Source organism: Rhodococcus sp. B10, from assembly GCF_011770055.1.
In the GTDB taxonomy this organism is placed as follows: domain Bacteria; phylum Actinomycetota; class Actinomycetes; order Mycobacteriales; family Mycobacteriaceae; genus Rhodococcoides; species Rhodococcoides kyotonensis_B.
The window spans coordinates 28,845-42,283 of sequence record NZ_JAAFYV010000035.1; the positions used below are offsets into that span (position 1 = coordinate 28,845).

The 13,439-nt window shown below is 65.4% G+C and carries 11 protein-coding genes; 3 read left to right on the top strand and 8 right to left on the bottom strand.

Going from position 1 to position 13,439, the window contains the following annotated elements:
- Nucleotides 1-4 precede the first annotated feature (4 nt).
- From RhoFasB10_RS20615 to RhoFasB10_RS20625, 3 genes are read right to left on the bottom strand one after another with little or no spacing between them, the layout of a single operon-like run.
- A complete protein-coding gene (locus RhoFasB10_RS20615; protein ID WP_165839487.1) occupies nucleotides 5-1,132 on the bottom strand; it encodes a substrate-binding domain-containing protein in 1,128 nt (375 codons plus the stop codon).
- Nucleotides 1,133-1,152: 20 nt separating this feature from the next.
- Nucleotides 1,153-2,181 carry an ABC transporter permease gene (locus tag RhoFasB10_RS20620; RefSeq protein ID WP_240931354.1) on the bottom strand — a complete coding sequence of 343 codons (1,029 nt, stop codon included), beginning with the start codon at nucleotides 2,179-2,181 and terminating at the stop codon, nucleotides 1,153-1,155.
- 10 nt (nucleotides 2,182-2,191) lie between these two features.
- A complete protein-coding gene (locus RhoFasB10_RS20625; RefSeq protein ID WP_167678311.1) occupies nucleotides 2,192-3,739 on the bottom strand; it encodes a sugar ABC transporter ATP-binding protein in 1,548 nt (515 codons plus the stop codon).
- A gap of 160 nt (nucleotides 3,740-3,899) precedes the next feature.
- Here RhoFasB10_RS20625 and RhoFasB10_RS20630 point away from each other — a divergent pair, with 160 nt between their 5' ends.
- Nucleotides 3,900-4,430 carry a VOC family protein gene (locus RhoFasB10_RS20630; protein ID WP_167678313.1) on the top strand — a complete coding sequence of 177 codons (531 nt, stop codon included), beginning with the start codon at nucleotides 3,900-3,902 and terminating at the stop codon, nucleotides 4,428-4,430.
- Nucleotides 4,431-4,448: 18 nt separating this feature from the next.
- On the opposite strand, the gene RhoFasB10_RS20635 is transcribed toward RhoFasB10_RS20630, so the two are convergent.
- Nucleotides 4,449-4,922 (bottom strand): nuclear transport factor 2 family protein, encoded by a 474-nt coding sequence (locus tag RhoFasB10_RS20635; protein WP_068429065.1) that lies wholly within the window; start codon nucleotides 4,920-4,922, stop codon nucleotides 4,449-4,451.
- Between the two features lie 13 nt (nucleotides 4,923-4,935).
- Nucleotides 4,936-6,408: an aldehyde dehydrogenase family protein gene (locus tag RhoFasB10_RS20640; protein WP_206031161.1), complete on the bottom strand. Its 1,473-nt coding sequence runs from the start codon at nucleotides 6,406-6,408 to the stop codon at nucleotides 4,936-4,938.
- Between the two features lie 227 nt (nucleotides 6,409-6,635).
- Here RhoFasB10_RS20640 and RhoFasB10_RS20645 point away from each other — a divergent pair, with 227 nt between their 5' ends.
- A complete protein-coding gene (locus tag RhoFasB10_RS20645; protein WP_114328521.1) occupies nucleotides 6,636-7,262 on the top strand; it encodes a hypothetical protein in 627 nt (208 codons plus the stop codon).
- The gene (locus RhoFasB10_RS20650; protein ID WP_167678315.1) at nucleotides 7,259-9,802 is read left to right on the top strand and encodes a putative PEP-binding protein; all 2,544 of its coding nucleotides are present in this window, start codon (nucleotides 7,259-7,261) and stop codon (nucleotides 9,800-9,802) included. Before RhoFasB10_RS20645 ends, RhoFasB10_RS20650 begins: the two co-directional genes overlap by 4 nt.
- Before the next feature lie 64 nt (nucleotides 9,803-9,866).
- On the opposite strand, the gene RhoFasB10_RS20655 is transcribed toward RhoFasB10_RS20650, so the two are convergent.
- Genes RhoFasB10_RS20655 through RhoFasB10_RS20665 form a run of 3 tightly spaced genes read right to left on the bottom strand, consistent with a single transcriptional unit; the run spans nucleotide 9,867 to nucleotide 13,365 of the window.
- On the bottom strand, nucleotides 9,867-11,291 hold the full coding sequence (locus tag RhoFasB10_RS20655) for a 2-oxo acid dehydrogenase subunit E2 (protein ID WP_167678317.1): 1,425 nt from the start codon (nucleotides 11,289-11,291) through the stop codon (nucleotides 9,867-9,869).
- Nucleotides 11,292-11,294: 3 nt separating this feature from the next.
- Nucleotides 11,295-12,317, bottom strand: a complete 1,023-nt coding sequence (locus tag RhoFasB10_RS20660; protein ID WP_114328515.1) for an alpha-ketoacid dehydrogenase subunit beta — start codon at nucleotides 12,315-12,317, stop codon at nucleotides 11,295-11,297.
- A gap of 19 nt (nucleotides 12,318-12,336) precedes the next feature.
- Nucleotides 12,337-13,365 (bottom strand): thiamine pyrophosphate-dependent dehydrogenase E1 component subunit alpha, encoded by a 1,029-nt coding sequence (locus tag RhoFasB10_RS20665; protein WP_346764442.1) that lies wholly within the window; start codon nucleotides 13,363-13,365, stop codon nucleotides 12,337-12,339.
- Between the last annotated feature and the right edge of the window lie 74 nt (nucleotides 13,366-13,439).

Below are 13,439 nucleotides of genomic sequence, written 5' to 3' on the forward strand. Positions count from 1 at the left end.
CCTGTCACTTCTGCCAGAGAGTCTCGAACTGTTGCTGATAGTCGGCAACTCCCGCGTAGTATCCGGTGGCCTCGTCGAGAACCGCCGAGTCGATGTTGTCCGCGTTCAACAGTTGAGTGGGCAGGAATGCGGCGTCGGCCACTGCGATGTCGTCGCCGTTGAACTGTCGGGCAAGCGTGTCGAGAACGCGCCAGCCGAGAATCTGGACCGGGAAACCGACCCACACGCTGTTGTCGCCATCCTTCAACGACTGGAGGTTGTCGGGAGTGGGTGTCTGACCGGCGAACGTCACCTGGTCCTGCAGACTTGCCCCTCGCAGAGCTGCGTCGACGCCGAGCACGAGGTCACCGAACGAGAACAGCGCGTAGTTGATCGTCGGATCACGCTGCAACGTACTGACGACGCTCTGAGGAGTCTTCGTCCCGAGATCGGTGACCTGCTGATTGACGAGCTGGACCTTGCAGTCCGGGCACTGTTCCTTCAGCTGCGCGGTGAAGGCGTCGGTGAACACGTTCAGGATCGAGTAGTCCGTGATGGAGAAGATCGCGACGTTCGCGTCGCCGTCACTGTCCGCGATCACCTGGCTGGCCACCATCTTGCCCCACTCCTGCACCTGGGCGTCACCGTCGAGCGCGGTGGATATCACCCCGGGCACCGGTGGTCCGGCGATACTGTCCGCGATCACGGGAATGCCTGCCGCTCGGGCCGATTCGATCTGCTTGGACAACATGGTGAGCGGAGTGCCCGAGACGTGAATGGCGTCCGGCCGGAGCGCGATGGCCTGGTCGACGGCCTTGGGCGCAGCTTCGGCGTCGGTGCCCATCAAGATGCGCTGGTAACGCCAACCGAGTACGTCGGCCGCCTGCTGGATCGCGTCGTTCTTGGCACTCGAAATCGGTTGCGGCGTCTCGATGCTGATGACGTATTTTCCTGAGTCGGGCGCCCTGCTGAGAGGCGTGTCGAGAACGAGATCGGTCGGCGCCGCCTCGTACCGATCGGCGACCGCCTGCGCACCGGCCACGTCGGCCGCTTGCCCGGTGCCTTCGTCGGCCGAACTGCTGCTGCAGGCGGACGCCAGCAGGCATGCGGAGACGACGGCGACGAAGGCCCTGGTCCTGGTTCCAGTGAACACACGCGTTCCTTTCGAGGAGTTCATTTGCGACGAGCCGTGCGCGCGGCGAGTGCCACGGCGACGATGAGTGCCAGACCGTTGAAGAGGTCGTTGACGAAGCTGGGTGAGCCGGCGAGCTGCAGCCCTTTGACGCCGGTCGCGAGTAGATAGATGGCGATGAGCGTGCCGAGGACGTTGACCCGTCCGGCACGAATCTGAGTGGAACCGAGGAAGACTGCCGAGAACGCCGGAAGTAGGTAGGACGGGCCGATGTCGGGAGCCGCGGTGCCGAGCTTGGCGGCGAGCACCACACCCGTCGATGCGGCCACCGTGGCGGATGTGACCAACGCGCCGAACATGATTCGTTCGACACGAAGACCGGCCAGGCGTGCCGCCTGGCGGTTACCACCGGTTGCGTACAGGTACCGTCCCAAGGGGGTCTTCTCCAGAACGACGTACATCACAGCGGCCACGACGATCATGTAGAAGAACGGCAACGGCAGCCCGAGGAACGGCTTGCTGCCCATGTCGAGGAATCCATCGGTGAATCCCTCCGTGATCTGCTTTCCGTCCGTGACCCAGTAGGTTCCGGCCAGCAGAATGCTCGACATACCGAGGGTCGCGATGAACGAATCGACGCCCAGCTTCACCACCACGAAGCCGTTGACGGCGCCGATCAGCGCACCACACAACAGCGTCGTGACGACGGCTACCGGTGCACCGATACCCTGCGACAGCTGATAGGACACCATCGCGACCGAGAAACCCATCACTCCTGCGATGGACAGGTCGAACACACCTGCGGCCAACGGGACGATGAGTCCGATCGCGAGCATGGCCGTGATCGCCTGGTCGCCCGCGATGATCCTGAAGTTCCCCTCGGTCAGAAAGGTGTCGGGAATCCAGATCGCGAACAACACGATGATGGCAACCCAGACGTAGAGGCCGCTGAAACGATCGAGTCCGAGCTTGGGCAGACGCTTGCGGTCACGGGTCGGCGTCGGAGTACCGCCACCCGACGGAGAGCTGTGCGGCGCGGCCGACGTTCCCTCGTGCGATTGTGTTGTCATGGTGATCCTTTCACCGGTTGTCCGCGGACGCGGACGAACTCGCCGTCGATGCAGGCTTCTTCAAAGTCGATGCGGTCAGCCGATCCGGGTCGATCCGTGGCCGCGTGAACTCGTCCACGACCCCTCCACCCGCCAGAACGATCACCCTGTCGCACAGGCGGGTCAGCTCCCCGTGATCGGTCGAGACGACGAGGACGGCGGCGCCGCTGTGCGCTGCCGAGTCGACGAGCGTGTGAATGTCGGCTTTCGCTCCGACGTCCACGCCCTGGGTGGGTTCGTCGAGCAGCAGCACTCGCGGGTTACGTCGAAGCCACCGTGCCAGAACGACTTTCTGCTGGTTCCCACCGCTGAGGGTGCCGAGCGTGCGCTCCGTGTCGCCCGCCGGTCGTACACCGAGCCGCTCCAACCAGTGTGCGACATCGGACTTCTCGCGCCTCGTCCGCGAGAATCCGTATCGCGAATAGGCCCACGGGTCGGCGACCGACACGTTCTCACGTAGCGATGCGTTGACGAACGCCGCATTGGAAACACGTTCGGCGGGTACGCATCCGACGCCGGCCGACATCGCGAGATCCGGACGACCCTGCTCGACGACGCGGCCCTCGACCGCCACGACCCCGGCGCGAGCCTCCGCCCCGAACAATGCGGGCACTACTTGTTCACGTCCAGAGCCGGTGATTCCGGCGATGCCGAGTACTTCGCCCGAGCGAACCGAGAAATCGAGGTCCGCGAGCGCCCCACAGGACAGTCCGCTGACCTCGAACACCGGCGAGCCGACACCAGTCGTCGTCGCTTCCGGCTCGGCCAGGAATTCCACCACGCGACGGCCGATCATGAGTTCGACCAACCCTGCCTCGTCGAGTCCGTCGAGATCTCGCGTGTTGACGATCTTTCCGTCCCGCATGACGGTGACGCTGTCGCACAACGAGAACACTTCCGTCAGGTGGTGCGAGACGAACAGCACCGCGACTCCGCGGTCCCTGATGCGACGAACCAGATCGAAAAGGCGAACCGCCTCTGCAGCAGGCAGATTCGCAGTCGGTTCGTCGAGCACGAGGACAGTCGTCGCCCCGGACCGGTCCTGGACGGCTCGTGCGACTGCCAGCATCGTGCGTTCGCTCATGCTGAGCGAGCCGGCGAGCTTGTCGAGCGGTAAGTCGAACCCCAATTCGGCGAGCGCCGCACGTGCCCGCGCGCGCTCGGCTCGGGAGTCGATGGTTTTGAAGGCCGTGGTCGCGTAGCCGTGCCCGAGAGCGAGGTTGTCGACGACGTCGAGGCTTTCGACCAATCCGAGATCCTGATGTACGAAGCGCAGTCCTGCGGCCTCGCCGCTGCCGGGAACACCCAGGTGCAACTCGGCCCCGCCGACCTCGATGCGCGCCCCGTCGTCCGGGTCGTGATAGCCCGCAAGCACTTTGATGAGCGTCGACTTGCCGCAGCCGTTCTGTCCGACCAATCCACGGATTTCTCCCGGCGCGAGCGATAGATCGATACCGTCGAGAGCACGCTGGCCCACGAAAGTCTTCGAGAGCCCGGTGATACAGAGCGCGTCTGCCATGACACCTACCCCTGTGAGGTGTGTTACTTTAACCCAGCATTTGTTACCTAGGTCATACTCAACTATGTACAGAGATAAGTCCAGCACGAGTTTTCGGCTCGAACCTAGGGCCGCGAACGCGTCTCTATCAGTAGGCATCGACAAGAAACGGATGGACAACATGGTGAGAGCCGACGAGTTCCAGTCGGGCACGGTCGTACAGACCGCGTACCTCGTGGACGACGTACGCACGGCCGCTGCACGATTCGCGGCGGCCACCGGCGCCGGACCGTTTCTGGTGCGTCGCAACCGAATCACCGACGCAGTCGGTCCGGACGGTCGCCCCGCGATGTTCGATCACAGCTCGGCGTACGGCCAATGGGGTCGCACGCAGATCGAACTGGTGCAGACGCATGCGGCAGCGCCGACCGAATTCGCCGACACCACGACAGAAATCGGACGTGTCCACCACGTTGCGATGATGGTCGAATCCTTCGCCGAACAGCAGAAGAAGTTCAGCGACCTGGGCTGGCGGGCGTTGCTGACGGCAACGACGTCGAACGGCAACGCCTTCGCATTCCACGACGCACGCGCCGAGCTCGGGCACCTCGTCGAGATCTACGAGGCTCGCCCGAGCATCCTGGCGCTGTACCGACGGGTCGCCGAGGCCGCCGTGGACTGGGACGGCTACGAACCGGTGCGGGAGATGTGATTGCCGGTGAAGCCCGAATCAGGCGGACCGAAGCAACTCCGCCGCCCGTTCGCGCGCCATCGTGAGAACCTGCGGGTTGCCCGTGTTCCACAGAACCGTCAACTGCTTGCGGCAGATCTTCCACTCCCCACCGACTCGCACGACCGAATCGGTGTAGTAACCGCCGATCGTGAAGACGGCGTCGCCCGCCGTGTTCGGAAGCACGTGTTCGGCCCGGACGTAGGACACGACAGTGCCGTCGTCGCCGTCGACCGTGATGTCCAGGTTGGACAGAAAATGTTGCGACGCAGCGAGACCGGGAAACAGCATGCGTCCCCGCTGAACCCAGTCCTCGGCTTTGAACAGGCCTCCGTTGCCCGGGCGGTAGCTCGTGTAGTCGATCTCGATCTCGTCGGTGAAGACCGATCGATACAGCTCCCAGTCCCGAAGGTCGATAGCCCGGGCGAACCGCGCCATCAGTTTCGTGATGTCCCGATGGGCGTCGCCGGCCATGTCACCGTCCATGTCAGTTCGCTTCCGTACGCAGTTGGAGGGAGATCTTCTCGAAGTACTCGTCGAGACCTTCCGGCCCCAACTCGCGGCCGATGCCCGACTTCTTCATCCCACCGAACGGGGCCGACGCGTTGAAGCGACCGCCGTTGATGGAGACCTGGCCCGTCCTGAGCCGACGTGCGATCGCGATGGCTGCGTCGTCGTCGCCCGCGAACACCGCCCCCGACAGGCCGTAATCGGAATCGTTCGCGATAGCGACGGCGTCGTCGATCCCGTCGTACGCCAGAACGGCGAGCACCGGTCCGAACACCTCCTCACGCGCGATCGACGAGTTGTTGTCGATGCGGCTGACCACGGTGGGCCTGACGTAGAACCCGGACCGCAGGTCGTCCGGCAGGTTCGCGACCTCACCCGGTCCCCCGACGACGAACTTCGCCTCTGCCGGCACCTCCGACAGGTACCGCAGCACGGACTGTCGTTGCTCGGCCGACGCCATGGGCCCGATGTCGGTGGATTCGTCGAGCGGGTCTCCGACCTTCTGCGACCCCACGAGTTGCGCCAACTTCTCTTCGACGTAGTCGAGCCGGTCGAGAGGAACGAGCAAACGCGTCGTGGCCGTACACGTCTGCCCGTTGTTTACATAGCAGCCGCGGACGGCTGCGCTGAGGGCTGCGTCGACGTCCGCATCCGGGGCGACGACGAACGCGGACTTACCCCCGAGCTCCAGCGTCACTTTCTTGATACCAGCTGCGGCGACCTGACCTACTCGGGCGCCGGCCGCCGTGGAACCGGTGAGGCTGACGAGGTCTACGTCCGGATGGCCGGCCAGCCGTTCTCCGACCCGTCCTCCCGGCCCGGTGACGACGTTGAAGACACCCGGCGTCAGACCGATCGACTCGACGATCTCCGCGACTGCGAACGCGGCCAGCGGCGCAACGCTACTGGGCTTGACCACCGTCGTGCAGCCCGCCGCGATCGCAGGCGCCACCTTGGCCGCCAACTGGTAGAGCGGATAGTTCCACGGCGTGATCGCACCGACGACACCGACACCGACCTTGAGGATCAGCGAGGTCCCCCGGCGCTCCTCGAGCGTGGTGTTCTCGAGGATGTCCGCCATGGATCGGAAGATCGTCACACCGAGACCCACCTGGACCGAGCGCGACCGGGCGATCGGCGTACCGACTTCTCGAGTCATGGTCTCGGCGAGCTCCGTCTCGCGCGCGACCAACCCGTCGGCGATCTGTCGCAGAACCGACACTCGCTCCTCGATCGGCGACTCGGACCAGGAGCCGAACGCGGCACGAGCCGCGGCAACCGCGTCGTCGACGTCCTGCTCCGTCCCGGACGGAACGCGGGCGAACACGGTGCCCGTCGCCGCCTCGAGCACGTCGATCGTGCCGCCGTCGACGGAGGGGACCCACTTACCGCCGATGTAGAGCTCGTGCCGATCGTCCATCCCGCGCCTCGCTTCGTCCGTCCATGCCATGCCCCGTTCGTGGAGTGGCAACCATCACATCGAGCGTAAACGACTTTACGTACTCGATGTCAAGAAACGAGACATTCCAAAGTCTGTACATATTTAGCTGATTCTTTCTTGACAACCACTCCTGATCGGCTAGGTTATGAGCACCGTCACAGTTCCGTCGACGGTGTGAACACACCACACGATCACGTCGGTCCCGAACCGGGACCGGACATGCCCCGAGGAGCACCATGAACGACCTCGCGACCAACACGTCCGCTCCCACCGCAGCGCCGAGCGAGGTGGTCGATCTGGTGATCAAGGGAATGATTCGTGGCCCCGTCACTCCGGAACTGCAAGCGGTGATCGACGCGGGCGACGCCGTGGCCAAGGGTCCGGTGGTCATGCCGACCCAAGCGGGCATCGACAATGCCCATGCACTTGTTCGGCTTCCCGACGCTTCGGCCGAGCGCACCGTCGTCGACGATCTTCTGCATGTGTTCCTTCCCGTCAATCGCCGCCTTCGCGAGCTGTGCACCGCATGGCAGTGCCGTCCCGACGGCTCCCCGAACGACCATTCGGACGCGCAGTACGACGCCAAATTGCGTGACCAACTCGAGGACATTCATTCCGACGTGTCCAAGATGCTGCGCCGCGCGGGCAAGCAGTGCCCCGTGCTCCTCGACTACCGAGAGCGTCTGATCGGCGCCCTGACGCGTTTCGACGACGGCGACACCGCGTCGCTGACGTCACCCCTGACCGACGGCTATCACACCGTGTGGATGTGGCTCCACCAGCACCTGCTGATGATGCTGGGTCTCACCCGCGCCGAGGACGAGGCACTCGAGGAGAAGCTCGTCTCCGGTAGCACCGAATGACCGTGTCGGACACAACCGTTCAGGCGCTGACTCGATCGGCCGTTCCGTACGGACAGGGCCGCGCTCGCGGACTCGGTGCCGACGTCATGGGCGTCCACGGCGTCGAGATGGACAATTTGGTCGCCCTCGGCCTTCCGGTGGTTCCCGGTCTCACCGTACCGATCGGGTCCGGCGCCGGACTGCAGAATCGCGAGACTGCCGACACCGTCATCGACCTGCTGGAAAAACTCGCGGTGCGCGGCATCTGGCCTGCGGTTCGACAAGACCGCAGACCGATGCTGATGCATCTGCGCTGCAGCGCGCCGGTTCCGGTCTCCGCTCTCCCGCCCGCAATTTCCGTCATCGGGCTGTCGAACCGCAACATCGACGCGTTGGTCGACGTGATCGGACGCGACCGTGACATCTACGACTCGTGGGCCGCGAATCTGCGGTTCGTCGCCGAAGAGGCTCTCGACGTCGACGCCGACGACCTCGACGACGTGGAAGACGATCACCCGGACAGCAGGACGCGTGTGCCCGCACTCCTCGATCTGATCGAGAACTCCACGGGCGCAGCGTTTCCCGTCGATCCCGCCGAACAGCTCGGTCTCGCGGCGAAGGCCATGCTGAATCGCTGGGCGTCACCTCGTGGCCGTCGAGCCCGAAGCGCGCTGTCGCTACCCGAGGACACGGGAATCGCATTGCACGTCCGAGCTCTCCGGCTCGGGTCCTGGAACGAATCGGGCTACGGCTCCGCCATCAGCCGAGACCTCGAGACCGGTAGATACGCGCCGCACGGCGTCTTCCATCTCGGAGTTCGCCGTGCCGACCCCAACCCCGGGCCCGGCGACCCGCTCACCCAAACTCCCGGCGGCACCCAGATACTCGATCAGATCTTCGCCACCCTGGAACCGCATCTGCGGGCTGTCGCCGAAGTGGAGTTCGAGGTCCGCGACCGGCAACTCGCCCTGCTCAGCGCAGGGCCGCTGGAACATCCGGGTCCCCGCGCCATCACTCACCTGGCCGTCGATCTCGCGAACGCGGGCTCGATGGAACGAAGCGATGCCGTGCGGATGTTGAAGCCGGACCTCATGCAGGACCTGCTGCACGCTCAACTGACCCTGACAGGACGGGAACAACTTCTCGCGCACGGCCTTCCGGCGTCGCCAGGTGCTGCCGTCGGCGAAATAGCTCTGTCGAGCGACGCCGCACTACGGCTCGCCGCCGAGGGACGGAACGTCGTACTCGTCTCGGCGGAGACCACACCCGCGGACGTACCGGCGCTGCTCGCCGCCACCGCGGTCATCACGTCGAACGGCGGTCTGGCATCGCACGCGGCGGTCGTGGCACGTGGTGCAGGCCGACCTGCGGTCTGCGGAGCGACGACGCTACGAATCGACACGGCGTCGAACACGGTCACCGCAGGCGACTTCACGCTGCACGAAGGCGACGTCGTCTCGGTGAACGGCCGTACCGGCGACGTCTACATCGGTTCCGTTCCGATCCGGCCTGCGGAACCGTCCGACGAGCTGGAGGTTCTACTCGGCTGGGCCGACGACATTCGCCGGCTTCGCGTACGGACGAACGCGGACAACGCGGAGGACGCGGCAACCGCGTTTCGCCTCGGTGCCGAAGGAATCGGTCTGTGCCGCACCGAACATCAGTTCCTCGGAGACCAGCTTCCTCTGGTGCAGAGACTCGTCCTGGCCGACGACGAAGCCGAAGAGATCGAGGCGATCGCGGCGCTGACCGCCGCCCAGGAATCGGACTTCACGGCACTGCTCCGGGTCGTCGGCGATCGGCCCATCACCGTGCGTCTGCTCGACGCTCCCCTGCACGAATTTCTGCCGTCGGACGGTAGTTACGGTGACCCTGCTCGAGCAGAACGTGCCGCTGCAGCACACGAATCGAACCCGATGCTCGGTCTGCGCGGGGTGCGCTTCGCGATGGTGCAGACCCGCTTGTACCCCGCGCAGGCGGAGGCCTTGTTCCGGGCGTGGGTGACCGTGAACGCCGAGGGCCGATCTCCGAAACTCGAGGTCATGATCCCGCTGGTCTCGCTGCCCGGGGAACTGGCGGAAGCCATCGCGCAGGTCGATCGTGCCGCCCGAACCGTGTTCGAGGACACCGGGATTCAGGTTCCGTACGATGTCGGCAGCATGGTCGAGACTCCGCGCGCGGCCTTGCTCGCAGGCCACCTGACGGCCGACGCACAGTTCCTCTCCTTCGGCACCAACGATCTGACGCAGCTCACCTACGGGTTCTCACGGGACGACGTCGAGAAAGCCATGCTTGCTCACTACCTCGACCACGGACTGGTGACGGACAGCCCGTTCGCCCTTCTGGACCGCGACGGCGTCGGTGCCCTCGTCTCCATGGCTGCCGACGCGGCGCGCGCTGCGCGCCCGAACGTCAAGCTGGGAGTGTGCGGTGAGCACGGCGGTGACCCCCGGTCGATCTCGTTCATCGACTCGGTGGGACTGCACTACGTATCGTGCTCGCCGCGACGTGTCCCGGTCGCGCGGCTGGCTGCCGCCCACGCGACGCTCGAACACCGCTGACACGCAGCAGATACAGAACATCGGCCGAGTCCTCTCGAGGACTCGGCCGATGTTCTGTGTTCGGCTACCCTGCGAGCAGAGCGTACGGCCGAGACAGGATCGACGCGATCGTGCGCAGGAACTCCGCAGCGGGCGCCCCGTCCACTGCCCTGTGGTCGAACGTCAGGCTCAACGTGAGTACCTGGGTGCGGACCGGAGTCTCACCCTCCCAGCGGAATCCGTCCTTCACCCGACCGACTCCGAGGATGGCGACGTTGCCGGGATTGACGACGGGTGTGAAGAAGTCGACGCCGTAAGCACCGAGAGTGCTGACCGAGAACGTCGCACCTTCCATGTCGCTCAGCCCGAGGGTGTTACCCCGCGCCGCGGCAGCGAGAGCGCTGGTTCGTCCGGAGATTTCGCCGACGGACAGCGAGTTCGCGCCTCGAACGACAGGAACCACCAGTCCGCCCGGAACTGCCACCGCGACACCGATGTCGATCGTGTCGAACAAACGGATCTCGTCACCGACGATGCCCGCATTGAGGATCGGGTGCTTGACCAACGCCAGAGCTGCGGCCTTGACGACGAAGTCGTTGAGACTCGGTGGTCGCGAACCGGACTCTGCCAGTTCGGCTTTCAGGCTGTCACGCACGGCGACCAACGCCGTCACGTCGACTTCGTATCCGTGCGTCAGCTGCGCCATCGTCTGCAGACTGTCGATCATGTTCCGCGCGATCGCGCCTCGCATGCCCTTCAGCGGGACGACCTCGCCTGCCCGAGGGCCCGCAGGCGCTGTGGATTCCGTCGTGTCGGTGGACAGGTGGCCTGCAGCCCGTTCGACGTCGGCGGTCGTGACGCGTCCGCCGACCCCACTGCCGGCGACGGTGCTCAGATCGACACCCAATTCGTGTGCACGGCGGCGAACGAGCGGGCCGACGAAGTGCGCGCTCGAAGCCTGTGCCGACGAACTCTCCTCGCGCTGCGGAACACCGGGTGCCGGCTCCGGCTCCGGCTCCACGACGGACACAGCCGCGACGTAGTCCTCGACGTCCTCCGATACGATTCGGCCGCCCGGTCCGGTACCCCGCACCTCGGCAAGGTCGACATCGGACTCTGCGGCGACGCGACGAGCGTTCGGCGACGACTTGATCCGCTCACCCTGTTTCAGCGGGCCGTCGGTCGACGCCGCGGGCGATGCTGCGGTCGTCGAAGAATCCTTCGGGTCCGCCGGAGACGAGCTGGATCCGTCGGCACCCGTCGGTGCGACTTCGCCGTCGGCGAGCAACCACCCGATCACGGCACCGACCGGCAACACCTCGCCGACTTTCGCCGTCGTCGCCAAGATCCCGCTCGCCTCGGCTTCGACGTCGACCTCGACCTTGTCGGTTTCGAGCCGCAACAGCACGTCGCCCGTTCCGATGTGCTGACCGGCCTGGGCCAACCATTCACCGATGACGCCTTCCTGCATCGTGAGCCCCAACTTGGGCAGCACGATCTCCTGAGCCACGGGTCAGTTCCTTTCGAGCAGACGACGAACCCCGGCGACGATACGGTCGGCGTCGGGTACGTACGCGTTTTCGAGTGGGGTGCTGAACGGCACCGGCGTGAACGGGGCACCGAGTCGCAGGACCGGCGCGTCGAGGTAGTCGAACGCCTCCTCTTGGATCTGTGCGGCAACTTCGGCGCCGATTCCACCGAACGTCACGGCTTCGTGCACGACCAGGATGCGGTTGGTCTTCGACGCCGACCTCACGATGGTGGCAGTGTCGAGCGGCTGCACGGTACGCGGATCGACCACCTCGACCGACACTCCGGACTCGGCAAGGGCATCCGCGGCGGCGAGAGCTTCGGTGACCATGCGTCCGAACGCCACGATGGTGACGTCGTCTCCCTCTCGCGGAACCGCGGCCTGCCCGAGAGGTATCGAGTACGACTCTTCCGGCACCTCGCCGCGCGCCCCGAGCAGCACCTTGTTGAGCATGAACACGACGGGGTTGTCGTCGCGGACCGCCGACACGAGAAGACCCTTGGCGTCGTACGCGTTCGACGGCATGACGACCTTGAGGCCCGGCGTGTGGGCGAGCCAACTCTCGAGACTCTGCGAATGCTGTGCACCGGCGCTGACGCCGGCACCGTAGGCCACCGTGATCACCATCGGCACCTTGACGTCGCCGCCGTACATGAATTTCATCTTGGCGGCTTGGTTCACGACCTGATCGAGAGCGACGGCCAGGAAGTCCATGAACATGATGTCGACGATGGGGCGGAGACCACGCGCGGCGGCGCCGACGCCGAGGCCGATGAGCCCCATCTCGGCGATCGGCGTGTCGACCATGCGTCGCTTGCCGAACTCGGCCAACAGCCCGTCGTACATGTGAAACACGCCGCCGTACGCAGCGACGTCCTCACCGATGACGAACACGTCGTCGTCCTCGCGCATCGTCTGCGCCACAGCCTCGTTGAAGGCTTTGACGTACGTGGTGACCCGGGGCGCGTCGACCGGGTCGGTATTCGGAGCTAGTGCAGTGGACATCGGTGTCGGCTCTTTCGGGTCAGTCGCTGTAGACATTGAGTGCGAAGTCGGCCACGTCCGGGAACGGACTGGCCTCGGCGAAGGCAACGGATTCGGCGATGTCGGCATCGACCTCGGCCCAGACCGTCGCGAACTCGGCCTCGGTCACGATGCCTTCCGCCACGGCGCGGGCCTCGAGCAGCTTGATCGCGTCCTTCTCGCGCCAGGCCGCGACCTCTTCCTGCGTTCGATAGGTCTTGCGCAGACCTTTCACTCCCTGGTGGTCGTAGTACCGGTACGTCTTGGCCTCGACGAGCGTCGGACCGCCTCCGGCGCGAGCGCGTTCGACCGCGCGCCCGACGGCGGCGCGGACGGCGATCGCATCCATGCCGTCACAGATCTCGCTGGGAAACCCGTACGCGGCCGCACGGTCTGCGACGTTCTCGAGCTTCATGTGATCGCGCAGCGCGGTGAACTCGGCGTAGCCGTTGTTCTCGCAGACGAACACGACCGGAAGTTCCAGGATGCCCGCCATGTTCGCGGCCTCGTGGAACGCGCCGATGTTGCTGGCGCCGTCGCCGAAGAACGGAATCGCCACGGAGTCCTCGCCGCGGTATTTCGCTGCGAACGCGGCTCCGACCGCGATCGGAATACCGCCACCGACGATGCCGTTGGCGCCGAGCATGCCGATCGACAGGTCGTTGATGTGCATCGATCCGCCGCGGCCCTTGCAGTACCCGTCGACGCGTCCGAACAACTCCGCGAACATCTGACGGAACTGTGCACCTTTGGCGACGGCATGGCCGTGCCCGCGGTGCGTCGACGAAATCTGATCGGAGTCGCGCAGATTGCTCATCGCGCCCGCCGCTACGGCCTCCTGCCCGACGTACAGGTGAAGGAAGCCGGGGAGCTTGCCGCCCTCCATGAGCCGGCCCGCCTCGGTCTCGAACTGTCGGATGCGGACCATGCGCCTGTGCAGGTCCAGCACCACCTCTCTGCTCGGCGTCGGATCGTCGGAGCCGACCGGCTCCACGGCCTCGTGGCCGGCGTTGGTCGCGGTTGCGGTCACCACGTGCACCTCATTCTGGCTCTCGGAGCGAGTTTGTTGATTCCACGTTCAGTATCACCGACAGACTAGCTCAG

Excerpts from the sequence above, each read along its gene's own strand:
- RhoFasB10_RS20645 (WP_114328521.1), top strand. The coding sequence starts at position 6,636 with ATGAACGACCTCGCGACCAACACGTCCGCTCCCACCGCAGCGCCGAGC.
- RhoFasB10_RS20635 (WP_068429065.1), bottom strand. The coding sequence starts at position 4,922 with ATGGCCGGCGACGCCCATCGGGACATCACGAAACTGATGGCGCGGTTC.
- RhoFasB10_RS20640 (WP_206031161.1), bottom strand. The coding sequence starts at position 6,408 with ATGGCATGGACGGACGAAGCGAGGCGCGGGATGGACGATCGGCACGAG.
- RhoFasB10_RS20650 (WP_167678315.1), top strand. The coding sequence starts at position 7,259 with ATGACCGTGTCGGACACAACCGTTCAGGCGCTGACTCGATCGGCCGTT.
- RhoFasB10_RS20625 (WP_167678311.1), bottom strand. The coding sequence starts at position 3,739 with ATGGCAGACGCGCTCTGTATCACCGGGCTCTCGAAGACTTTCGTGGGC.
- RhoFasB10_RS20660 (WP_114328515.1), bottom strand. The coding sequence starts at position 12,317 with ATGTCCACTGCACTAGCTCCGAATACCGACCCGGTCGACGCGCCCCGG.
- RhoFasB10_RS20630 (WP_167678313.1), top strand. The coding sequence starts at position 3,900 with ATGGTGAGAGCCGACGAGTTCCAGTCGGGCACGGTCGTACAGACCGCG.
- RhoFasB10_RS20620 (WP_240931354.1), bottom strand. The coding sequence starts at position 2,181 with ATGACAACACAATCGCACGAGGGAACGTCGGCCGCGCCGCACAGCTCT.